Source organism: Mycolicibacter kumamotonensis (assembly GCF_002086285.1).
GTDB lineage: Bacteria > Actinomycetota > Actinomycetes > Mycobacteriales > Mycobacteriaceae > Mycobacterium > Mycobacterium kumamotonense.
In genome coordinates this window covers 16,512-38,632 of record NZ_MVHU01000001.1, presented here as the reverse complement: position 1 = coordinate 38,632, position 22,121 = coordinate 16,512, and the positions used below count along the sequence as shown (strand labels likewise).

The window sequence follows — 22,121 nt, the reverse complement described above, 5'->3', positions numbered from 1 at the left end:
CGTTGCGGCGACGCACCGTGCTGCGCGGTGCCGCGGCGGTGGGGATGGCCGCCGCCGTGCCGTGGCCGTCGGCGTGCGGCGCCGACGACGACGCGGTGACGTTCTTCTTCGCGGCCAACCCGGAAGAGGCCGACACCAGGATGCGCATCGTGACGGCATTCCAGCGCGAACATCCCGACATCCGGATACGCACCGTGTTGGCCGGGGGAGATCCCACCCAGCAGATATCGACGTTCTGCGCCGGCGGCCGGTGCCCGGATGTGCTGATGGCCTGGGAGTTCAACTATGCCGGGCTGGCCGACCGCGGGGTGCTGGCGGACCTGAACCCGCTGCTGGACGCTGATCCGGAGTTCGCAGCGGCCCTGCGCACCGACAGTATCCCGGCACTGTATGAGACCTTCGGCTTTAACGGCGGCCAGTATGCCCTGCCCGAACAGTGGTCGGGAGCCTTCCTGTTCTACAACACCAGGATCTTCGCCGAGGCCGGTGTTCCGCCGCCGCCGGGCCGCTGGGACCGGCCGTGGACGTTCGACGAATTCCTCGACACCGCAACCGCACTGACCCGCCGCTCGGCCAACGGCCGAGTCACCCAATGGGGGTTCGTCGACACCTGGTCGCCGCCCTACTCCGCGGCGCTGTTCGGGATGAACAACGGCACGCCGTGGGCCGTCCCACGATTCGACCCCACCCATCTGAACTTCGACGACGACGCCTTCCTCGACGGCATCCAGTTCTACGCCGACCTGTCAGGTGTGCACCGGGTGGCGCCTGCGGCTTCCGACACCCAGGCGATATCCACCATGGGACTGTTCACCGCGGGCCAGGCGGCGATGGCGCTCGGCGGTCATTGGCGATACCAGACCTTCGCACAAGCCGAGGAGCTGGATTTCGACGTGGCGGTCCTACCGACCGGGCCTGCCGCGGCAGCCAAGGGGATGGCCGCCCGCTCGGCGATCGGCAGTACCGGACTGTCCATCGCCGCCGCCAGCCGCCACCGACGCCAGGCCTGGGAGTTCGTCAAATTCGCTGCCGGGCCGGTGGGGCAGACCCTGATCGGGGAGTCCGGTCTGTTCGTGCCGGTGCTGCGATCTGCGATCGCCGCACCCGGGTTCAGGACGGCCCACACCGGTATCACCAACCTCGACGTGCTTATCGGCGGCCCGGCCCACTCCGAGGGCCTGCCGGTCTCCCCGGAGTGGCAGAAGGTGCATGCGCTGATGGACCGCGCCATCGGGCCGGTGCTGCGCGGGAAGCGGCCCGCGGCGACGCTGAAGGCCGACCTGTCGCCCCAGATCGACGAGGTGTTGGCCACCGCATGAACCCGACACGCAGGCGCGCACGAGCGGGACGATGGTTCATCGCCCCGAATCTGGCGGCGGTCGCGGTGTTCATGGCGTTCCCGCTCGCATTCTCGCTCTACATGAGCGTCCAGCGCTGGGATCTGTTCAGCCCTCCGACGTTCGTCGGCGCGGCGAACTTCCGTGACCTGTTGACCGATGATCCGCTGTTCGGCATCGCGGTACGCAACACGACGGTGTTCACCGTCGGCACCGTGGTCCCGACGGTGTTGATCAGTCTGGCGGTGGCCGGATTGTTGAACCGCACGATCAGGGGCATCGGGCTGTTCCGGGCGATCGCCTTTCTTCCGCTGGCTGTGTCATCGGTGGTGATCGCGGTGGTGTGGCAGTTCGTGTTAAACACCGACAGCGGGTTGCTCAACATCATGCTCGGCTGGTTCGGTATCACGCCGGTGCCGTGGCTGACCGAACCGCACTGGGCGATGGCTTCGCTGTGTCTGGTCAGCGTGTGGAAGAGCGTGCCCTTTGCGACGGTGATCCTGTTGGCAGCCATGCAGGGTGTGCCGGAGTCGCTGCACGAAGCGGCCCGTATCGACGGCGCCGGGGAGGTTCGACGTTTTGTGTCCATCACGGTGCCGATGATCCGCGGCGCACTGTGGTTCGTGGTGGTGATCTCGGTCATCAACGCTTTTCAGGCATTTGACCTGGTTTATGTCCTCACCGGCAGCAGCGGCGGCCCGGAGACCGGTACCTACGTGTTGGCCATCATGCTGTTCCAGCACGCGTTCGCCTTCCTGGACTTCGGATACGCATCCGCACTGGCGTGGGTGATGTTCGCGGTGCTGCTGACGCTGACGATCGTCCAACTGCGGCTGTCGCGCCGCAACGCGATGGACCAATGACGGCCCGCACCGGCCGCCCGGTTCGGCACCGTATCGGCAGACTGCTCGGCGTCTACGCCGGCCTGGCCGGTGTCGCGGCATGTGCACTGTTCCCGATCCTGTGGGCGTTGTCCGGGTCGCTGAAACGCCAGGCCGAGATCAGCCAGCCGATGCTGTTTCCGGCCCACCCACAGTGGTCGAACTATCTGGATGTGTTCGCCCGAATGCCGTTCTGGCGGATGCTTTTCAACACCGTTCTGTACGCCGGTTGTGTGACGGCCGGGCAGGTCTTCTTCTGTTCTCTGGCCGGCTACGCCTTCGCCCGGCTACCCTTCACCGGCCGCGACACGTTGTTCGTGCTCTACCTGGCCACCCTGATGGTGCCGTTGACGGTTACGGTGATTCCGCAGTTCATCTTGATGCGGGTGTTCGGGTGGACCGACACCATGTGGGCGATGATCATCCCGGGATTGTTCGGCAGCGCGTTCGGCACCTATCTGATGCGGCAGTTTTTCGCGACGCTGCCCGTCGACTTGGAAGAGGCGGCCATTCTGGACGGGTGCTCGCCCTGGCAGGTGTACTGGCGGATTCTGTTGCCGCACGCCAAACCTGCGGTGATGGTGCTGGCGGTGCTGACCTGGATCAACGTCTGGAATGACTTCCTGTGGCCACTGTTGATGATCCAACGCAAGAGCATCGCCACCCTTACCCTCGGGCTGGTGTGGATGCAGGGGGAGTACGTCGCCGAATGGCCCGTGCTGATGGCGGCGTCCATGCTGATGCTGGCGCCGTTGATCGTGATCTACGCGGTGGCGCAGCGCGCCTTCATCAACGGTATCGCCGCCACCGGGTTCGGCGGACGGTAGTCGGGGGATCGTAGTGGCTTCAGTGACTTTCGACTCGGTGACCCGGCGCTATCCCGGGGCCGACCGCCCCGCGCTCGACGCGTTGAACCTGTCCATCGACGACGGCGAGTTCATGGTGTTGGTGGGGCCGTCCGGATGCGGCAAGACGACCACCCTGCGGATGCTGGCGGGCCTGGAACCCGTTGATGCGGGCCGGATCCATATCGGCAGCACTGACGTAACCGAGACCGATCCGGGCGCTCGTGACCTCGCCATGGTGTTCCAGAACTACGCGCTGTACCCGCACATGACGGTGGCGCAGAACATGGGATTCGCGCTGAAGGTCGCCAAGGTTCCGAAAGCCGAGATCCGTACCAGGGTGCTGGAGGCCGCGCAACTGCTGGGCCTGCAGGCGCACCTGCAGCGTCGGCCCAAAGACCTGTCCGGGGGCGAGCGGCAGCGGGTCGCGATGGGCCGGGCGATCGTGCGCCGCCCCCAGGTCTTCCTGATGGACGAGCCGCTGTCGAACCTCGATGCCATGCTGCGCGTGCAGACCCGCAATCAGATCGCCGAACTGCAACGCCGGCTGGGCATCACCACCGTCTACGTCACCCACGACCAGGTGGAGGCGATGACGATGGGTGACCGGGTGGCCGTTCTGCGCGACGGGGTGCTGCAGCAGTGCGCGCCGCCGCGTGAGCTGTACCGAAAGCCGGCCAACGTGTTCGTCGCCGGGTTCATCGGCTCCCCGGCGATGAACCTGTTCACCGTGCCGGTCGTCGACGGTGCGGTGTCGGTGGGGGGTTACGCGCTGACCTTGCCGCCGGAAATCTCTGCCGCCGCAGCCGAGTTGACCGTCGGTATCCGGCCTGAACAGCTGCAGATCGCCGACCGTGGGATCGGTGTGGAGGTGGAGTTCGTCGAAGAACTCGGCGCCGACACCTATCTGTACGGCCGGACCGTCGACCGCCCGGCACCGCAGTCGGTGGTCGCGCGGGTGCCCGGCGGCACCGAGATCCAGCGGGGGAGCCGGCTATCACTGCACCTCGACGCGGCGGACCTGCACTTCTTCACCACCGACGGCGCCCGGCTGGGCTGAGGGCCGGCGTCAGTGCGGCGCTTTGCGCGCCTCCGGCCCCAGCGTGACCGCCAAATGATGCAGCATGAGCACGAACGTGATGGCCCACGCGGCCAGCGCTATCCAGCTCTGCACCGAACCGATGTGGTAGACGATCGGAAGGTGGTCGGCCTGCCCCAGGTAGTGGCTGCCCACGCCGTACATGCCCAGCGGGAAGATCACGCTCCACCACGGCGCTTCATAGCGCAGTGGGATGCGATGCACGACATGGCGCCACACCCCGGCGGCGATCAACGCGGGGATCAGCCAGGTGCCGAACGCCCAGAACAGCACCGATGTCCCGGCGATCAGACCTCGGGTGGCGGTGACCATCGGCGCCTCGGCCATCTCGACGATCCGCGCGCCGGCCAACACGGTGATCGCCGTGGCACCCATCGCCACCCAGTACTGCGGAATGAGATCCTCGGGCAACAGCGGGTAGAGCAGCAGCCGCAGGGCGACGAAGATGCCGGCGGCGCCGTAGAGGAACACCCCGATCGACCAGGAGACCACCGCCAGCAGCGCCAGGCTCTGCCGCCAGGGCTCTTCCACCTCCACCTCGAGTACCGCCGCGAGCACCGCGATGGACTGGCTGGCCACCACCCAGATGAACCAGGTGCCGTTGGCCCGCCGTACCACCGGACGCTCCGAGGTGCCCAGCACGGCGGTCCACGGGATCAGGTAGCCGAGCACCAGCCAGGCCAGCGAGCTGACCATCAGCAGGCCGACCGCGACATCGTCGTGCCCGTCGATGACGAGCCGTGCCCCCAACACGTTGGTGGCCGAGACGAAGGTGAACAGCCCGAACGCGCGCCCGGAATCAGACAGGTCGGCCCGGAATTCGTGGGGGAAGGCGATGACGCGCACCGCTGACACCACGACCAGGACCAGGTAGGACAATGCCGTCACCCACAGCAGCAGCACCGACACTCGGTAGGCGTTCTGGTGGTACATGGCCATCGACACCATTCCGCTGGCCATCACCAGTGCGAAGTAGCCGGGATTGAGTGTCCGTACCGCCTCCCGGGTCCCGATCACCGGCATCGTCGTCGTTGCACCCACCCCGTTCAGCCCCTCTCTTCGCGCGCCGAAAGCGTGTCTCGGTATACCACCGGGCCGCTTCCGGCGAGGGTCAGTTGGGGCCAATCGACATCGATCTCTACGCTGCCGGTCACCAGACCGGAAGTAGATCGCGCGGCGATGTTTTCGGATCAGTCGAGCAGCTGCCGCAGCACGTATTGCATGATGCCGCCGTGCCGGTAGTAGTCGGCCTCGCCGGGTGTGTCGATGCGCACCGTGGCATCGAACTCCACGTCACCGGCTTTGACGTGCACGGTGTCGGGGATGGTGTCGCTCAGTGCGGTCACGCCGGTGATGTCGAAACTCTCCTCACCGGTCAGGCCGAGCGAATCGGCGTCGGCGCCGTCGGGGAACTGCAGCGGGAGCACTCCCATCCCGATCAGGTTGGAGCGGTGGATGCGCTCGTAGGACACCGCGAGCACCGCCCGCACCCCGAGCAGCACGGTGCCCTTGGCGGCCCAATCGCGAGACGAGCCGGAGCCGTATTCCTTACCGGCCAGAATCACCAACGGGACACCGGCGTCAAGGTAGTTGACCGACGCGTCGTAGATGGTGGTCACCGGGGCATCCGGCTGGGTGAAGTCACGCGTGAAACCGCCTTCGGTACCCGGCGCCAACTGGTTGCGCAGCCGGACGTTGGCGAACGTACCGCGGATCATCACCTCGTGGTTGCCACGCCGGGAGCCGTAGGAGTTGAAGTCTTTGCGCTCAATACCGTGTCCTGACAGGTATTTTCCGGCGGGGGAGTCGTAACGGATCGATCCGGCCGGGCTGATGTGGTCGGTGGTGACCGAGTCACCCAGTTTTGCCAGCACCCGCGCCCCGGTGATGTCGGTGATCGGCGCGGGCTCGCGGGTCATGCCATCGAAGTACGGCGGCTGGCGTACGTAGGTGGAATCGGGGTCCCAGGAGAAGGTGTCGCCCTCCGGCACCTCCAGCGCGCGCCAGCGTTCGTCACCGGTGAAGACATCGGCATAGCTGGCGGTGAACATCTCGGCCTGCAGGTTGTCGTCGACGACGGCGGCGATCTCCTCGGTGGTCGGCCAGATGTCACGCAGGTACACCGGCTCTCCGTCACTGCCGGTACCGATCGGGTCGGTCAGCAGGTTGACCCGCAGCGTGCCGGCCAGTGCGTAGGCGACCACCAGCGGCGGGGAGGCCAAAAAGTTCATCCGCACCTCGGGGTGGATCCGGCCTTCGAAGTTGCGGTTGCCCGACAGCACCGAACACACCGTCAGGTCGTTGTCGACGACGGCCTTGCTCACCTCCGGGATCAGCGGGCCGGAGTTGCCGATACAGGTGGTGCAGCCGTAGCCGACCAGGTTGAAGCCCAGCTTGTCCAGGTACGGGGTCAGGCCGGCCCGCTCGTAGTAGTCGGTGACCACCCGTGATCCGGGTGCCAGCGTGGTCTTGACCCACGGCTTGCGGGACAGGCCTTTGTCGACGGCGTTGCGGGCCAGCAGCGCCGCCCCGACCATCACCGACGGGTTGGACGTGTTGGTGCACGAGGTGATGGCGGCGATCACCACGTCGCCCTGGTTGATGTCGGTGCGGGTGCCGTCGGAGAGTTCGACGGCCACGCTGGCCGACGGCCAGTCGTCGGCGGCGCAATCGCTGTGCGGTGTGCGCGGCTTGCCCTTGGGGCTGCTGGTGTCGCCGAAGGCGATCGGGTCGCTGGCCGGGAAGGAGTCCGCGGAGGCCTCATCGAGGTCCGAGAGAGCCTGTTCGGTTGTTTCGACACCGCCGAGCAACGCACACACGGTCTGGGGGGCCACGCGCAGCGGAATGCGGTCCTGCGGGCGCTTCGGCCCGGCGATCGAGGGCACCACGCTGGCCAGATCCAGTTCCAGGATTTGGGAGAACGCCGGTTCGTGCTGCGGGTCGTGCCACATGCCCTGTTCTTTGGCGTAGGCCTCCACCAGCTTGATCTGGTGTTCGGAGCGGCCGGTGAGCCGCAGGTAGTCGCAGGTGACGCGGTCGATCGGGAAGATCGCGCAGGTGGCACCGTACTCGGGGCTCATGTTGCCGATGGTGGCCCGGTTCGCCAGCGGGACGTTGGCCACACCCGGGCCGAAGAACTCGACGAACTTGCCGACCACCCCGGTACGACGCAGCAACTCGGCGACGGTGAGCACCAGGTCGGTGGCGGTGGTGCCGGGCTGCAGTTCGCCGCTGAGCTTGAGCCCCACCACCTGGGGGATCAGCATGCTCATCGGTTGGCCCAGCATGGCGGCTTCGGCTTCGATCCCGCCCACGCCCCAGCCCAACACTCCCAGGCCATTGACCATCGGGGTGTGCGAGTCGGTGCCGACCAGGGTGTCCGGGTAGGCCAGCGGGCCCTCGGCGCTGTCCCGGGTGAACACCACCCTGGCCAAATATTCGAGGTTGACCTGGTGGCAGATGCCGGTGTCCGGCGGCACCACCGAGAAGTCGTCGAACGCCTGCTGGCCCCAGCGCAGCAGTTGGTAACGCTCGGCGTTGCGTTCGAACTCCAGCTCGGCGTTGATGGCGAAGGCGTCGGCGCGGCCGAAGACGTCGGCGATCACCGAGTGATCGATCACCAGCTCGGTCGGGCACAGCGGGTTGATCCGTTTGGTCTGCCCGCCCAGTTCCGCGATCGCATCCCGCATGGCGACCAGGTCGACGACGCAGGGCACCCCGGTGAAGTCCTGCATCAGCACCCGCGCCGGGGTGTAGGCGATCTCCCGGCCGTGCTCGGCCTTCGGATCCCAGGCCGCCATGGCACTGATCTGCTCGTCGGTCACCAGGTGGCCGTCCTCGTTGCGCAGCAGGTCTTCCAACAGGACCTTGAGGCTGTAGGGCAGTCGGGCCGAGCCGTCGATGCGATCGAGTCGCCGGATTTGATAGCTGGTGTCGTCGACGGCCAGCTGGTGTTTGGTTCCGAAGCTGTCGAGGATGCTGCCTGCGGCCATCGTGGGACCCTCTCGCCGTCGTGTCAGGATACCAACGACGATAGCCCGCAAAACCGGTGCGGCTAGGGCTGAATCAGCAACGTCTATTTGTGGACGGCGAAATGCGTGACCGCGCCGGAACATTCGAGATCATCGACGATCAATCCGGCTTCGGTGAACCACAGCCGGGCATCGTCGAGGGTGCCGCCGGGGCCGAAGGTGCCGCTGGCTCGCATCATGACCATGTAGGCGTCGGCGCGGCGAACCTGCCCTCGGGTGGCGAAATCGCCGACGAGCCGGCCGCCTGGTTTGAGGCACCGGGCGATCTCACGGATGGCGGCGGCCGGATCGGGCAGACAGTGCAGCCCGTTGAAGCACACGCACAAGTCGAACTGGTCGTCGGGGAACGGAACGGCGTCGATGCTCGCCTCGACGAACTCGACGGTGTCGCGCTGTTCGGGGCGCAGGCGCCGGCGGGCGTGGTCGAGCATGCCGGCCGAGATGTCCACCGCCACGTAGCGCACCCGCTGGCCGGGTTTGAGGTGGGCGATGGTGATGCCGCCGCCGCACGGCACATCCAGGACGACGGCGTCATCGGGCAGATCCGCGACGACGTCCATGGCGCGATAGATGCGGTCGACGTCGGTGCCGAAGAGCAACCGGCCGAAGACCCGAGCCGCTGCGGGCTGTTCGATCGCGCGGGCGTAGCAGGCGCCCACGGTCCCGGCGAACAGTTTGTTCTGCCAGAGCCGGCTGACGTTCATCAACCGTGTTGGGAGGCGGCCTGCTCGAGCACCGGTCGCTTGTCCGGGCAGTAGGTGTGGATCGCGGCGCCCAGGAACTGCCAGGCCTGCGGCTGGCTGGTGCCCTTGGGCAGGTTGGGGGTGATGAAGCGGACCGACTTGGCGGCATCACCGTCCACACCCTTGTCCAGGCGCTCGCAGACGATCTTGCCCAACCACGCGTTGTAGTCCCGGGGGCCGTAGATGCCGTAGCTGTGCAGTTCGTTGGCGAAATCAATGTCAGGGTCGGCCTGCGCCGGTGCCGCCAGCGCCACCGCCAAGCCCATGACCGCCGCGGCGATGGTCGTCGACTTCATGGGGAGCAGTCTAAACCCATCTGATTAGACGCTCTACCTTTGCCGCTGTGCGCTGCGCCACCCGGGGCCCGCTGATCTGGGCGAACAATGGCGATTTGGCGGTGGTGGCCGCAGTTGTTTCGGCCCGCGATTCTAAAATGTTTCCTGAGCTTTATAAATTTGTGACTATTAGCCAGATTTCTCGTATCCTATCTACTCGTGGGCCGACACGAGTTAGCCAGCAAGCGCCGAAAGTCCTCGGCATGGATGGCCGTAGTCATCGCACCAGTAGCAGTGTTCTTTGCTGTGGGCGGCAGTGCCAATACGACAGCCGCCAAAGACTCCGCGCCGGTGGTTGCTGAGGACGAATCAATAGGCGGATTGCAGCTGGTCGCGGCGCCCGCCGACTATCTGCGACAGGGCACGCCCGCCGGGGTTGCGGCGGCGTCCCGGATGCGCATGGTGTCCCGCTTCCTGCCGGCCGGGGTCGCCCCGGAGCGGGGCCTTCAGGTCAAGACGATCCAGGCGGCCCGCAGCATCAGCGACGCCTTTCCGCAGATCCACCAGATCGGCGGCGTGCGTGCCGACGCGTTGCGCTGGCACCCCAATGGGTTGGCACTCGATGTGATGATCCCCAATCCCGGCAGTAGCGAGGGCATCGCGCTCGGCGACTCGATCGTGGCCTACGTGATGGAGAACGCCGACCGATTCGGCCTGCAGGACGCCATCTGGCGCGGCGTCTACTACACCCCCGGCGGCGGGGCGCAGCGCGGCGGCTACGGCCACTACGACCACGTCCACGTCACCACGACCGGTGGCGGCTATCCCAGCGGCAGCGAGGTCTACCTGCGCTGAGCGCGGGCGTTAGGCCCCACCGCCGGCCGGCCGGTCGACGAAGAAGTCCATCAGCGGATCGGGGCCGCCGCCGTAGCGGGAGAAGTCCGTCACGCCGGCCTGGGCCAGCACGTCGGCGTCGATGAAGCACCGGCCGCTGGCCTCGGTGGCCGGGCGCCGCAGGATCTCCACGGCGGCGTCGGCCATGATCTGCGGCCTGCGCGCCTTCTCCAACAACTGGCCCCCGCCGGGGGAGTTGGCCACCGCGGACGTGGCGATGTAGGTCTCCGGCCACAGGCAGTTGCACGCGATCCCGGCGTCGGCGTATTCCGCGGCCCACCCGAGCGTGAGCAGGCTCATTCCGTACTTCGACAGCGTGTACGACGGGTGTACGCCCAGCCAGTGCGGGTTCATGTTGACCGGGGGAGCGATCGTCAGCACGTGGGCTGCGGTGGACCGCCGCAGATGCGGAAGGCACGCCTTGGTCAGCAGGAACGTACCGCGCAGGTTGATGTCCTGCATCAGATCGAATTTCTTGGCCGACAACTGCTCGGTCGGCTCGGTGGCGATGGCGCTGGCGTTGTTCACGCACACGTCGATGCCGCCGAACCGGTCCACCGCGGCGTCGACCGCGCGCTGCACATCGTCTTCGCTGCGGACGTCGCCCACGACGGCCAGGGCCTTGCCGCCGGCCGCCTCGATCTCAGCGGCGGCGGTGTGCACCGTCCCCGGCAGCCGGGGATGCGGTTCGGCGGTCTTGGCCAGCAACACGACATTGGCCCCTAACCGGGCGGCACCCAGCCCGATCGCCAATCCAATACCACGACTGCCGCCGGACACCACCACGGTGCGGCCGGAGAATTCGTTGCCGGTCAAGGTGTTTACTCCTCGTCGTCGATGCCTGGTTGCCCGGGCGAAAGCGTGACAGTTTATGGCTGTTTTGTAAAGTTGCGTTGCTGCTCGCCGTCGTGATGTGGCGCGCCACTATCCTCGGCGGGGTGCCCGAGCCCTCCGCCGCAGAACTGCGCGGCCGGCTCGACGGCCTGACCATCCGCGACGCCGTGCATTTCGGCAGGCGGTTGAAACACCTGCGTGGTGCCCAGCCCGAGAAGCTGAGGCAGCTCGCCGATCAGATCACCGCCGCAGAGGCCGTCGTCGCGACGCGACGAGCCGCCGTGCCGGCGATCAGCTATCCCGACTTGCCGGTGAGCGATCGACGGGCCGAGATCGCCGAGGCGATCCGGGCGCATCAAGTGGTGGTGGTGGCCGGGGCGACCGGGTCGGGCAAGACGACGCAGCTGCCTAAAATCTGCCTCGAACTCGGCCGCGGCATCCGCGGCACCATCGGGCACACCCAACCTCGCCGCCTCGCCGCGCGCACGGTCGCCCAGCGCATCGCCGATGAGCTGGCGATTCCGCTCGGCGACGTCGTCGGCTATGCCGTGCGATTCACCGACCGGGTCAGCGACCGCACGTGCGTCAAGCTGATGACCGACGGCATCCTGCTCGCCGAGATCCAGCGCGACCGCCGGCTGCTGCGCTACGACACCGTGATCCTCGACGAGGCCCACGAACGCAGCCTCAACATCGACTTCCTGCTCGGCTACCTGCGTGGACTGCTGCCGCGGCGACCCGATCTGAAGGTGATCATCACCTCGGCGACCATCGAGCCGCAGCGCTTTGCCGCACATTTCGGCGGCGCCCCGATCATCGAGGTCTCCGGTCGCACCTACCCCGTGGAAATCCGCTACCGCCCACTGGAAGTCGCGGTCAGCGAAGGCGGCGCCGATGACCCCGACGATCCCGACCGGGAGATCGTGCGCACCGAGATGCGCGACGAGATCGAGGCGATCGTCGATGCGCTCGACGAGCTGGACGCCGAGGCACCCGGCGATGTGCTGGTGTTCTTGTCCGGTGAGCGCGAGATCCGGGACACCGCCGAGGCTTTGGCGGGGCGACCGCGCACCGAGGTGTTGCCACTGTTTGCCCGGCTGCCGACCGCCGAACAACAGAAAGTGTTCGCGCGGCGACCCGCATCCAACATCACTCGCAGGGTGGTGCTGGCGACGAACGTGGCCGAGACGTCGCTGACCGTGCCCGGCGTCCGCTATGTCATCGACCCCGGCAACGCCCGGATCTCGCGCTACAGCAGGCGATTGAAGGTACAGCGGCTGCCGATCGAACCGATCTCGCAGGCATCGGCCGCCCAGCGGGCCGGTCGCTGCGGGCGCACCGCACCGGGCGTGTGTATCCGGCTCTACGCCGAGGCCGACGTTGCCGCTCGGCCCGCCTACACCGACCCCGAAGTGCTGCGCACCAACCTCGCCGCGGTACTGCTGCAGATGGCGGCGCTGCGACTCGGTGAGGTGGACGACTTCCCGTTCCTGGATCCCCCGGATGCGCGCAGCGTCCGCGACGGGGTGGCGCTGCTGATCGAACTGGGGGCATTCGACACCCACGGGCAGATCACCGATCTAGGTCGCCGACTGGCCCGGCTGCCCGTCGACCCGCGATTGGGCCGGATGATCCTGGCCGCCGACGACGAGGGCTGCCTGCGTGAGCTGCTGGTGCTGGCGGCGGCGCTGACGATCCCTGACCCGCGGGAACGGCCCACCGACCGGGAGGAGGCCGCCCGCGCCAAGCACGCCCGCTTCGCCGATGATGAATCGGATTTCATGTCCTACCTCAACTTATGGCGTTATCTGTCGGAGCAACGAAACACCCTGAGCAGCAGTGCATTCCGACGAATGTGCCGCGATGAGTTCCTGCACTATCTGCGGATCCGCGAGTGGCAGGATCTGGTGGGCCAGCTGCGGAGCATCACCCGCGATCTCGGCCTGCGCGAGTCCGGGGTCGATGTCGGGGAACCGGCCGGCCGCAACCGGGTGCATGCGGCCCTGCTGGCTGGGTTGCTCTCGCACGTCGGGATGCGCCACATCGACGGGCGCGACTATCTCGGGGCGCGCAACTCCCGCTTCGTGCTGGCACCCGGATCGGTGCTGGCCAAGAAGCCGCCACGATGGGTGGTGGTGGCCGAACTGGTCGAGACCAGCCGGCTGTACGGGCGCACCGCGGCACGCATCCAGCCGGAGATCGTCGAACGGGTGGCGGGGGAGCTGGTGCAGCGCGCCTACAGCGAACTGCACTGGGATGCCCAGCGCGGCGAGGTGCTGGCCTATGAACGGGTGACCCTGTACGGCCTGCCCTTGGTGGCGCGCCGCCGGGTCGGCTACGCCCGTATCGAGCCGGCCCTGGCCCGAGAGCTGTTCATCCGGCACGCGCTGGTGGAGGGCGACTGGCCCAGCCGTCATGGTTTTGTGGCCGACAATGCACGGCTGCGGGCCGAGATCGAAGAGCTGCAGGACCGGGCCCGCCGCCGCGACCTGATCGTCGATGACGACGAGGTCTACGCCTGGTATGACGCCCGGATCCCGGCCGACGTCGTCTCCGCGCGGCATTTCGACGGCTGGTGGCGCAAGCAACGGCACAAGACACCGCAGCTGCTGAATCTCGCCCGTGAGGATCTGCTGCGCGCCGCCGACGATGTTGCGGCCGGCCGGCCCGACAGCTGGCAGACCGGCGATGCCAGGCTGCCGCTGACCTACCGGTTCGAGCCCGACGCCGCCGACGACGGCGTCACCGTGCACGTGCCGATCGATGTGCTGGCCCGCCTCGGCGGTGACGCCTTCACCTGGCAGGTTCCGGCGCTGCGCGAGGAGTTGGTGACCGCGCTGATCCGCGCGCTACCCAAAGATCTGCGCCGCAACTTCGTGCCCGCCCCGGACACCGCCCGCGCGGTGCTGCCCGCACTGGACCCTGACGGCGGGTCGCTGTTGGTGGCGCTGCAACGCGAATTGCGGCGCCGCACCGGCGTTCTGGTACCCGTCGAGGCCTTCGACCTGACCAAGCTGCCGGCGCATCTGCGGGTGACCTTCGCCGTGGAAGCCGCCGACGGCGCGGAGTTGGCCCGCGGCGAGGATCTGCCCGCACTGCAGGAGCGGTTCGCCGCATCGGCCCGCGACGCGGTGGCAGGTGCGGTTGCCGGCGATCTGGAACGGACCGGGCTGCGCGACTGGCCCGAGGATCTCGACGAAATTCCGCGGGTGGTCGAACATGTCCTCGGTGGGCGGGTGGTGCGCGGACACCCCGCGTTCGCCGACACCGGCAGCGCCGCCGATCTACGGGTGTTCGCCACCGCAGCCGAACAAACCGCCGCCATGCCGGCAGGCACTCGGCGACTGTTACGCAGCTGCATCGCATCGCCGGTTAAAGCAGTTGAGCGGCAGCTGGATCCGAGCACACGATTGGCGCTGAAGGTCAATCCGGACGGCTCGCTGGCTGCGCTACTCAATGACTGCGCCGACGCTGCGGTGGATGCGCTGATGGACGGCCCGGTCTTCACCCGCGAGGCGTTCAGCACGCTGCGCACCGCGGTGGACAAAGCTCTGGTGGTAACGACGCGCGACATCGCGGGCCGGGTGGAGAAGCTGCTCGCCGCTGCCCGCGACGTCGACCTGCAGCTGCCCGCCCAACCGCCGGCTGCCCAGCACGATGCGATCGCCGACATCCGAGACCAGCTGGCGCGGTTGTTGACGCCCGGCTTCGTCACCACCGCCGGGCGCGCACGCCTGTCCGATATCACGCGCTACCTGACCGCGATCCAACGGCGCCTGGAGCAACTGCCGCACGGTATTACCACCGACCGACAACGGATGGCCCAGGTGCACGCCGTGCAGAACGCCTACGACGAGCTCGTGGCGGCGCTGCCCGCCACCCGCCGTGCCGCCGCCGACGTGCGCGATATCGGTTGGCAGATCGAGGAACTACGGGTCAGCCTGTGGGCGCAGCAACTCGGTACCCCTCGCCCGGTCAGCGAGAAGCGGATCTATCGGTCGATCGAAGCCGTGGGCTAAACGGCGTCGACTTCCGCTTTGAGCGCATCGCGGGCGAATCGACGGTCACGCTGCTCCTCGAACCTGATGACTTGGCGCTCAAGGGTTTCCAGATAGGCTGCGAGACCTTCCCGGCGTTGCTCGCCCTGGGCGGTGAAATCATTGCGCTCGAAGATGCGCCACTTGCGCAGAACCGGCCTCACCACCTCGTCGAGATGCTGTCGCGGGTCGTAGATCCCGTGCTTGGCCATCAGCACCCCGTTTCGCCGAAAGTTCGGCATACCCTGGCCGGGCATCCGGAAATGCTCTACGACGCTGGCCAGCGCCTCCAGGGCCTGGTCGGGTACGAGATCCAACGCTGCACCGCACACGTTGCGGTAGAAGATCATGTGCAGATTCTCATCGGCAGCAACGCGTTGCAGCATACGGTCTGCAATCGGGTCGTTGCACACCTTGCCGGTGTTGCGGTGGCTGACACGGGTGGCGAGTTCTTGGAACGTCACGTAGGCGACCGACAGTAGGAAGTCGGTTCGGTGCCGTGCCTCTTCCTCGGCAGTGGCTGTGAACCCGTTGGTCACATGCAGCATCCGCGCCTGCTCCAGTGCCACCGGATCGATCCCGCGGGTGACGACGAGATAGTCGCGGATCACGATGCCGTGCCGGTTTTCCTCGGCGGTCCATCGACCCACCCATGCCGCCCAGGCGCCGTCCCCGGAGAAGTACTTCGCCGCCTGACGGTGGAACGAGGGCAAGTTGTCCTCGGTGAGCAGGTTGGTGATCATCGCCGCCTTCGCGACGTCACTGAGTTTCGACTGCTCGGGTGACCAGTCGCTCCCACCGGTCCGCGCGAAATCACGGCCGTGATCCCAGGGCACGTAGTCGTGCGGATTCCACTCGACGGCAACCGCTTCGTGCCGCATCACATTGGCGGCGGCAACCGGTTCCAGCTCGCCGAGTATCTCCAGGTCGGTCAACTGCCGCGACATCGCATCCCTCTCCACTGCTCTCGGGACGCCCCCGCTCCAGAGCAGCCTAGCCTGCCGCTCGGTCCACGCCGTCGCCGACTGACCGGTTGGGCGAACTCACGGGCAGAACTATGTTGGGACACACCGGTGAAATCATCACCTCATTTGGCCCTCGCGGTAGCGCGGCAAACCCGCGTCTATTAGTCCCACAACGAATAACGCTGCACCCCAAATAGATTCGTCACGGTGACGAATTGATCTGGGCCGTGGGGAGAGCGGGGGATTGCCCCGGATCGTGATTACGGCGCCCCGGCAGCGGGTAGTGCTAGTAGATCGGCCTTCAGATCGGGGGTCTGGGCACTTCAGAGGGAGATCTTCGATGAGTAGGTTCGTTCTTCGCCTAACATTCGCCGCGGCGGTGGGGTTAGCGCCTGCGGTGTATTCGACAGCAGTAGCGCCGGGTGTGGGCTCAACTCAGCCACCTGATTGCGGACCGGGCAACTGGTGGAATCCGGGAGCCAATGCCTGTCAGCCCGTGACGCCGCCGCCCCCGCAAAACTAAGCCGACGGCAGCAAGGACGCCTCCGCACCGCAACACCGGAGCGGATTCGGATGCGCCAAAACCGAATTCATCTTGCCCGCCCGACCATCCCATTACGTCACTGTGACGTAATGCTCGGCGGGAGCGGGAATCCAGGAGCGTAGTGCGGTGTGGGCCGCGACACGGTACCTGGCGGCCGGCGATGGGCGGCGAGCACCGGCCGCGACTGGCGGGGAGCAGGTGCCGCAGCGGCTTGTGCGACGAATGCCGAATGCAGCCGTGCCAGCTGTAAGACGGTGACGGTTTGGCATGACCGAACTCCCACCCGGTTCCGCCCGGCATGTCAGTTTGCAGACAGTCGCTGCTGCACCGCACGCACGTACTGTACTGCAGCGATTAGGTGAAACGCTTCGGGACTCGTTTTTGCAGTTGTTCGGGGTTGCGTGGTTTCCTTTATCGCGTCGTGACATCGAAAGGGTTACGGGTCGGCACTGGTGAGCGCAGAGGCCTGAGTAGGAGTGTTCGTGGCTTTATAACCACCCGTCCGCGCCGCAGCCAGAATAAGATCGCGAATCTCTTCCATCATGCACATCACCTCTGAGTGCAGATCGGAAAACTCGCCAATCCTGGGACATGCATCGCGCCCGTGCGCGATCGAGTTGCGTATATCGCAAAGACGCCGATCGATCAGCTGCTCTCGGAGTTCGAAAGCTCCTGTGTCCAAACCAAAGTCCAAAAGTAGGTTCATCAGGACCCCTGATCGAAGATTTGATTGGGTATTTACCATGTGCGCCTTTGGGAGTTGCGATCGAACCTCACCGCCTTTCCGGATTGCCTCAACAAGGAGGTGCCTCGCGGCTTCATCGCCAGAGTCGGCCCGCCGGAGGGCATGCAAGAGTGCGGTCTGGAGTAAACCGTCATTCAATTCCGAGAGCTTTGGTCGCCGCCGCACGAGGAAGTCGACGTACGCTTGAAGGCATTCCTTGGCGTATCCCTCCCAGTGGGCGTAGAGCATCGCGACGCCTGCACGGCGCAAACTCCGTCCAGCAGGCAGATTCTGCGACCTTGACTCGTGCTGTTCTATGAGCCCTTTCAGTGCACTGAGTTCCACGCGGCGCCAAGACAGCGTGGAATCGAGTGCATCCTGTAACTCGTTTTATGGTCCGAACGGCCACGGCGTCAATCCTGAGCGAAGAAAGTTCGGGCCCGTAGTATCAGGCGGGGTACCCGGCGTCTCGGACTGACTCCCGTCCCCGAGTTATCCCGAAATTCGGGCGCATTCCACACTGCTTCGATCTTGGCACGGAGGGCGTCGGGTCTTCCTTGCCAACGATCAAGATTGGCCGCCAACCCCGAAGTTATAAACTCGTAGCCCGAAATAGAGAACGGTCCCAAGTGCCGCTTCCCGTCGAACCGGCGGAAGGCGTCTTCGCCGAGCGCACGTTCGATTTCCCCGAAGCATGCTTTGAACGCAGAGCCGTCGATCTCCCTGGCCCAATCTGCCCTGACCGCAATCTCCCTCAGCCAGTCAGTCAGATATTCACCGTATTCCTTTCGTAGCTCAGAGTCTTTTCCTTTGTAGGAGCGTTGGAGGAAGAATCGAAGTACTAATTCCTCTCTGTAAGCTTGATTTTCTTTCTGGTCGGACAGTGGAACGGAACTCGCAAAAGCTTCGGACCGAGACAGGCGATCTAGTTCGGAATACATATCGGTGTTTAACATTACAAGCAAGCAATTTCTAGCCTCTTGCGGTGAAAGCTGAGAGCCTGAGTTCAATCGTTGGAATAGGTCATATTTTGCGTTTTTATCTGACTCTTTTCGGATTATCCTAAATTCCAATTTTGAGCGCTTGAAGTCGCGTTGCATCGAGGCGGTGAAAGCTTTGTCGCCTTCTGACTCGCTCTGCCAGCGGTAGCCTTCGAGGTCAGGAAGATACTCGGTTGCAAGGAGCGGCTCTGGTTTGACCAGTTTGTCTTCATGGTCGCGATACGAACCAACAAACTGCAGAATCGTCGATAAGCGTTGAACTCCATCAATAACATCCCAGACGCCGTCGTCACGTTGCGAGACGAATATCGGCGGGATGGGTATTCCGAGTAGGATGGACTCGATTAGGCGAGACTTCTGCTCCATACTCCACCGAAATATCCGCTGGAATTCTGGATGGATGTCCAAGTCTCCGTCTTTATACATTGATAGGACTTCGCCGATCGACATTCCGTATCCGTCGGTATGAATCTCTTTTGCGCGTGTTTCGATTTGATCTTGGAGGCTCACTATTTCCCCTCGATGGATTTCTTCGGATGGAAGCTCACTCTTTCTCGAAACCTGCCTGATCGAACTTCAAAGTTTTCGCGTTCTCCGAGACCGTACGAATCTTGTTCTCATCGAAGCCATCTGAGTCAACAGCCTCGATCTCGATCTTCACGACGAGGTTGATGCCTTGTTCCCGAAGGTTCGCGATCACCTCGTCGGCGATGTGCTTGAAGTCCATCGCGATCTTGTCCGAACTGAGGGTCTTGACACCGTAGAACCGGGTGAACGCGATATCGATGTGGCCGGAACCAGTTCCGGTGCTTGTTCCCGCCGTATTACCGCTATCGGCCCCGGTCTGCGTACCACTTTCGGCACCGGTGCCGAATCCAGTACCGGTCTGCGTTGCCTCTTCATGTTTCCGCTGATGGACCGCGGCATCGGGACGCACCAAGAGGAGTGAGTCCGCTGGTGTAGGTACTGAATTGGCATCCCCTGGGATCCATAGTCCGACGTATCGCCCCGCATCGTCCACCCCGGTTGCAAGAGCAAACGCGTCGGTCTCCCAAATGAGCGGTAGGTCGAGGACGCCCTCCTCCAGCACTCGCCGATCCTGCAGCCGCGGCATGTACGGGTACTGGCAGTACAGGCCCCATAGGTTACCCAACGAGACGTGGCCGTCTTTCCAGATCTGCGGCACTTTATTGATGGCGAGGCGAACTGTGACGGCAGCCTGCCGGTTCGACAGGTCACCGTCGCTACCCAGCCTTCGAGAGGCCCGTTCGGCAAGTGATTCGGACTGGCCCTCGACCTTCGTCTCACGGACAATGAATGGGGCGCTCGCGTTCGGCTGCGACGGCACTAGCGCCCACGTAAATGTTTGCAGCAGACGAGACTTGACGGTCTGGTCGGCCTGCGCCTGCCGCTGGGCCGCCTGCTTCTTCTGATTGTCGGTGAGGTCGAGCGCGGCTTCGCTCGCAAGCACCAGAGTCCATCCCAGATAGTCACGCGTGGCGCTGTCTAGTTCTTCCAGTCGCGCCTCGTCAGCAGCCAAGTACACCAGCATGTTCCGGTTCGTGCGGTTCGCGGTGCCGCGCTGCTCGGTGGCCTTTTGCGCAAATGCTTTGGCCGGCGATTCGGTGCCGCGTTTGTGCGCGACCTTTGGGTGCAGAATCACCAATCGCGCCTCGTCAGTATCAGGAATATCGGCATTCGACTCGGGGCAGACGTGGACGCCGGCGAAATCCCCGCGCGTGCGGGCTTGGACCTGAAGTCGGCGAACGATCTCGGCCCACACATCCTCCTTATGGAGACGCTCAGCCTGATCTTTCGCCGTGCGCGTGATGTTGGCCTGCAGGTCGTACCAGTACTTGCCGGAGCCGGAATAGAAATACGTCGCCCGATCGCCGAGCTGAGTCAGCGCCGAGTGGAAGTTCCCGGGGACATCGCCCGGGACGGCGGTCCCGATGAAAACCCGTTGGGTTTCGAGGCCCTTGTGGGCGGACCCTATGGTGGGTGCGGCACCAAAGAACACCGTGCGGGCAAGGCGTTTGGTCAATGAACGTTGTCCGAAAAGCGGCTTCTCTTTGTCGATGCGCGCCGGCTCGGAGTTGAGTCCGTCGACATCAGCGTCGATGATCGCCTTCCACGAGTCCTGGAGATACTGAGTTAGTTCCGCATTCACATTCGCCGTCGCCAATGGGATCGACCCGGGCATGATCAACGGTGAAGCGTCCTCACCGGTCCACAGCGCGTGAATGACGGTGCTCATCAACCGCAGGACGCCGCGGGTGCGCTGGAAGCGCTCCAGCGACGACCACTCCTCATAGAGTCGGTCGAACAGCTCTGGGTGGATGGGATAGGTACGTTTGATGCGGTCTTCGTATGCGGTGTCGCGGGATTCGCGAGGGAAGTCGTCGGTGTACTTGCGGTACATGTCGACGTAGGCCCGCGCAGTAGCTCCGATCGAGGCTAGTGCGGCCCCGTCTGGTTGCACGAAGAGACGTTGCCGCACGATCTGGTAGGCCTCGGCTGACGAGGCTGGCCGCCATTGCTCTGCGACCCGGCGCACCACGTTTTGCAAGCGTTTCAATGCTTCTAGGCCATGCGCGCCGCCGACCTCCTCGGCGTTGCCGGCGACGATCTTGTCGTTGTCTTCCCCGGATTCCGATGCAGGGATCGAAATCACAAGGAGCACACCAGGAGTACCCTTCGCAGTCTCAGTGAGGGACTGAGCGAAGGTGAATTGATCGTCGAAGGTGCCGCCGGCCAAGTCGTCACGGCCGACCAGCGACCGGGCGTAGGCCACCCATTCGTCGATCAGGATTACGGCGGGGGAGTACTTCGCCAGTAGATGGTGCAGGGCTTCGCCCGGTGTGGTGCGGTCTGCATCGGCCCTGGCGACGAGGGCATAAGCTTCGGGGCCCCCGAGTTGCCACGCGAGTTCGCCCCAGATGGTGTTGACGTGGGTGCCGTCGTCCTTCGTCGTCCCGGACGGGCTGAAGTGGTTGCCGACAATGGCAACCCGGTTAACATTGGCGCCGCTATATCCGTTCTTGGTGAGCAGCTCTTGTGTTTCCTGGGGGAACTGTCCGACGGGCAGTCCGGCTGCGATGTGCCACAGTGCGAGCATCGAATGGGTCTTGCCACCACCGAAGTTGGTCTGCAGGTTGATTACGGGGGGCGCGTTGTCGTCACCGGACAGTCGGCGCACCGCCCGGCCGACAAGGTCGGTCAGTCCTTCGGTGAGGTAAGTTCGGCGGAAGAACTCGACGGCATCGGCGTATCCGGAATCTTGTTCGCCGCCGAAGGCGACCTTATAGAGGTCGGCGGCGAATTCGGACGCGGCAAAGTTTCCGGTGGCGACGTCATGGTGGGGCGGTAGTACTTCGCGCCAGGGCTTGAGACCGGCCGCCTCGGGGTTGTCGACGGCGGATTTGAGTGTCTTCTTGTCGTCTTTGTCGGCGGTGACACGACGTAGGTTGAGGCGTATCGTGCGGACCTCGTCGGCTTCCTTGGCGGCGCCAATGAGTTTCAGGAGCCGTTCACCAGTGTCGAGTGCGCGATAGGCGTCGTCATCTGTGAAGGTGCCGTTGTGCGCCCACGTGTTCCGGGCCTCCCGCAGTTCGATCGCGTACGACTTCCCCGCTTTGCCGAGCGTCTCATCGAACGGGTACCAACTCGTCTTGAACCCGTGGGTGATGTTTGATTCGGTGAGAATGCGGAACTGAACCTGCGGGTCGAGCGGGTTATACGTCTTATCTGACGGCGTGCCCTTCTTCCCGTCTTTTAATTGAACGAGCTTCGTCCATGCCGCTCCCAGTGCCGGATCACCCTGGCCGATCACGGACGCAATGAAGTCGTCGAGCGGGGGGGCCATTGCCTGAAACATTCGGTCGATTCGGTCGCGATTGCTCAGGGCCATG

General features: G+C 65.0%; 14 protein-coding genes and 1 pseudogene. 6 read left to right on the top strand and 9 right to left on the bottom strand.

Annotated elements, in window-relative coordinates; all coding sequences use genetic code 11:
- The first annotated feature begins 44 nt into the window (after positions 1 to 44).
- Genes BST28_RS00125 through BST28_RS00110 form a run of 4 tightly spaced genes read left to right on the top strand, consistent with a single transcriptional unit; the run spans position 45 to position 4,123 of the window.
- Positions 45 to 1,319 carry an ABC transporter substrate-binding protein gene (locus BST28_RS00125; RefSeq protein WP_052312209.1) on the top strand — a complete coding sequence of 425 codons (1,275 nt, stop codon included), beginning with the start codon at positions 45 to 47 and terminating at the stop codon, positions 1,317 to 1,319.
- A complete protein-coding gene (locus BST28_RS00120; protein WP_083079339.1) occupies positions 1,316 to 2,200 on the top strand; it encodes a carbohydrate ABC transporter permease in 885 nt (294 codons plus the stop codon). The genes BST28_RS00125 and BST28_RS00120 overlap by 4 nt, the downstream gene beginning before the upstream one ends.
- Complete coding sequence (locus BST28_RS00115; RefSeq protein ID WP_019735574.1) at positions 2,197 to 3,045, top strand: carbohydrate ABC transporter permease; 849 nt, start codon at positions 2,197 to 2,199, stop codon at positions 3,043 to 3,045. The genes BST28_RS00120 and BST28_RS00115 overlap by 4 nt, the downstream gene beginning before the upstream one ends.
- A 13-nt stretch (positions 3,046 to 3,058) precedes the next feature.
- A complete protein-coding gene (locus BST28_RS00110; RefSeq protein ID WP_083079337.1) occupies positions 3,059 to 4,123 on the top strand; it encodes an ABC transporter ATP-binding protein in 1,065 nt (354 codons plus the stop codon).
- Between the two features lie 9 nt (positions 4,124 to 4,132).
- On the opposite strand, the gene BST28_RS00105 is transcribed toward BST28_RS00110, so the two are convergent.
- The 4 genes from BST28_RS00105 to BST28_RS00090 form a co-directional block, all read right to left on the bottom strand.
- A complete protein-coding gene (locus BST28_RS00105) occupies positions 4,133 to 5,185 on the bottom strand; it encodes a tellurite resistance/C4-dicarboxylate transporter family protein (RefSeq protein WP_019735576.1) in 1,053 nt (350 codons plus the stop codon).
- Positions 5,186 to 5,352: 167 nt separating this feature from the next.
- Complete coding sequence (locus BST28_RS00100) at positions 5,353 to 8,154, bottom strand: aconitate hydratase (RefSeq protein ID WP_083079336.1); 2,802 nt, start codon at positions 8,152 to 8,154, stop codon at positions 5,353 to 5,355.
- A gap of 83 nt (positions 8,155 to 8,237) precedes the next feature.
- The gene (locus tag BST28_RS00095) at positions 8,238 to 8,897 is read right to left on the bottom strand and encodes a class I SAM-dependent methyltransferase (protein WP_083079334.1); all 660 of its coding nucleotides are present in this window, start codon (positions 8,895 to 8,897) and stop codon (positions 8,238 to 8,240) included.
- Complete coding sequence (locus BST28_RS00090) at positions 8,897 to 9,232, bottom strand: DUF732 domain-containing protein (protein WP_019735579.1); 336 nt, start codon at positions 9,230 to 9,232, stop codon at positions 8,897 to 8,899. The genes BST28_RS00095 and BST28_RS00090 overlap by 1 nt, the downstream gene beginning before the upstream one ends.
- A gap of 198 nt (positions 9,233 to 9,430) precedes the next feature.
- Between BST28_RS00090 and BST28_RS00085 the strand changes: the two genes are divergently transcribed.
- Positions 9,431 to 10,066: a VldE C-terminal domain-containing protein gene (locus BST28_RS00085; RefSeq protein WP_083079332.1), complete on the top strand. Its 636-nt coding sequence runs from the start codon at positions 9,431 to 9,433 to the stop codon at positions 10,064 to 10,066.
- 9 nt (positions 10,067 to 10,075) lie between these two features.
- On the opposite strand, the gene BST28_RS00080 is transcribed toward BST28_RS00085, so the two are convergent.
- Positions 10,076 to 10,921 (bottom strand): SDR family oxidoreductase, encoded by an 846-nt coding sequence (locus BST28_RS00080; protein WP_083079331.1) that lies wholly within the window; start codon positions 10,919 to 10,921, stop codon positions 10,076 to 10,078.
- A 122-nt stretch (positions 10,922 to 11,043) separates the two neighbouring features.
- Between BST28_RS00080 and hrpA the strand changes: the two genes are divergently transcribed.
- The gene (gene hrpA, locus BST28_RS00075; RefSeq protein ID WP_083079544.1) at positions 11,044 to 14,958 is read left to right on the top strand and encodes an ATP-dependent RNA helicase HrpA; all 3,915 of its coding nucleotides are present in this window, start codon (positions 11,044 to 11,046) and stop codon (positions 14,956 to 14,958) included.
- On the opposite strand, the gene BST28_RS00070 is transcribed toward hrpA, so the two are convergent.
- From BST28_RS00070 to BST28_RS00055, 4 genes and pseudogenes are all read right to left on the bottom strand, one after another.
- A complete protein-coding gene (locus BST28_RS00070; RefSeq protein WP_083079329.1) occupies positions 14,955 to 15,923 on the bottom strand; it encodes an acyl-ACP desaturase in 969 nt (322 codons plus the stop codon). The two genes, hrpA and BST28_RS00070, sit on opposite strands and share 4 nt — an antisense overlap.
- A 998-nt stretch (positions 15,924 to 16,921) precedes the next feature.
- Positions 16,922 to 17,578 (bottom strand): annotated as a pseudogene (locus BST28_RS23600) (MAE_28990/MAE_18760 family HEPN-like nuclease); the annotation flags it as partial.
- A gap of 44 nt (positions 17,579 to 17,622) precedes the next feature.
- Positions 17,623 to 18,720, bottom strand: a complete 1,098-nt coding sequence (locus BST28_RS00060; protein ID WP_133054271.1) for a DUF262 domain-containing protein — start codon at positions 18,718 to 18,720, stop codon at positions 17,623 to 17,625.
- A 34-nt stretch (positions 18,721 to 18,754) separates the two neighbouring features.
- Positions 18,755 to 22,120, bottom strand: a complete 3,366-nt coding sequence (locus tag BST28_RS00055) for a Swt1 family HEPN domain-containing protein (RefSeq protein ID WP_207569995.1) — start codon at positions 22,118 to 22,120, stop codon at positions 18,755 to 18,757.
- Position 22,121: the final 1 nt, after the last annotated feature.

Coding starts and splice junctions, on each gene's coding strand:
- BST28_RS00055 (WP_207569995.1), bottom strand. CDS start 22,120: ATGGCCCTGAGCAATCGCGACCGAATCGACCGAATGTTTCAGGCAATG.
- BST28_RS00105 (WP_019735576.1), bottom strand. CDS start 5,185: ATGCCGGTGATCGGGACCCGGGAGGCGGTACGGACACTCAATCCCGGC.
- BST28_RS00125 (WP_052312209.1), top strand. CDS start 45: ATGGCCGCCGCCGTGCCGTGGCCGTCGGCGTGCGGCGCCGACGACGAC.
- BST28_RS00095 (WP_083079334.1), bottom strand. CDS start 8,897: ATGAACGTCAGCCGGCTCTGGCAGAACAAACTGTTCGCCGGGACCGTG.
- BST28_RS00070 (WP_083079329.1), bottom strand. CDS start 15,923: ATGTCGCGGCAGTTGACCGACCTGGAGATACTCGGCGAGCTGGAACCG.
- BST28_RS00115 (WP_019735574.1), top strand. CDS start 2,197: ATGACGGCCCGCACCGGCCGCCCGGTTCGGCACCGTATCGGCAGACTG.
- BST28_RS00120 (WP_083079339.1), top strand. CDS start 1,316: ATGAACCCGACACGCAGGCGCGCACGAGCGGGACGATGGTTCATCGCC.
- BST28_RS00090 (WP_019735579.1), bottom strand. CDS start 9,232: ATGAAGTCGACGACCATCGCCGCGGCGGTCATGGGCTTGGCGGTGGCG.
- BST28_RS00100 (WP_083079336.1), bottom strand. CDS start 8,154: ATGGCCGCAGGCAGCATCCTCGACAGCTTCGGAACCAAACACCAGCTG.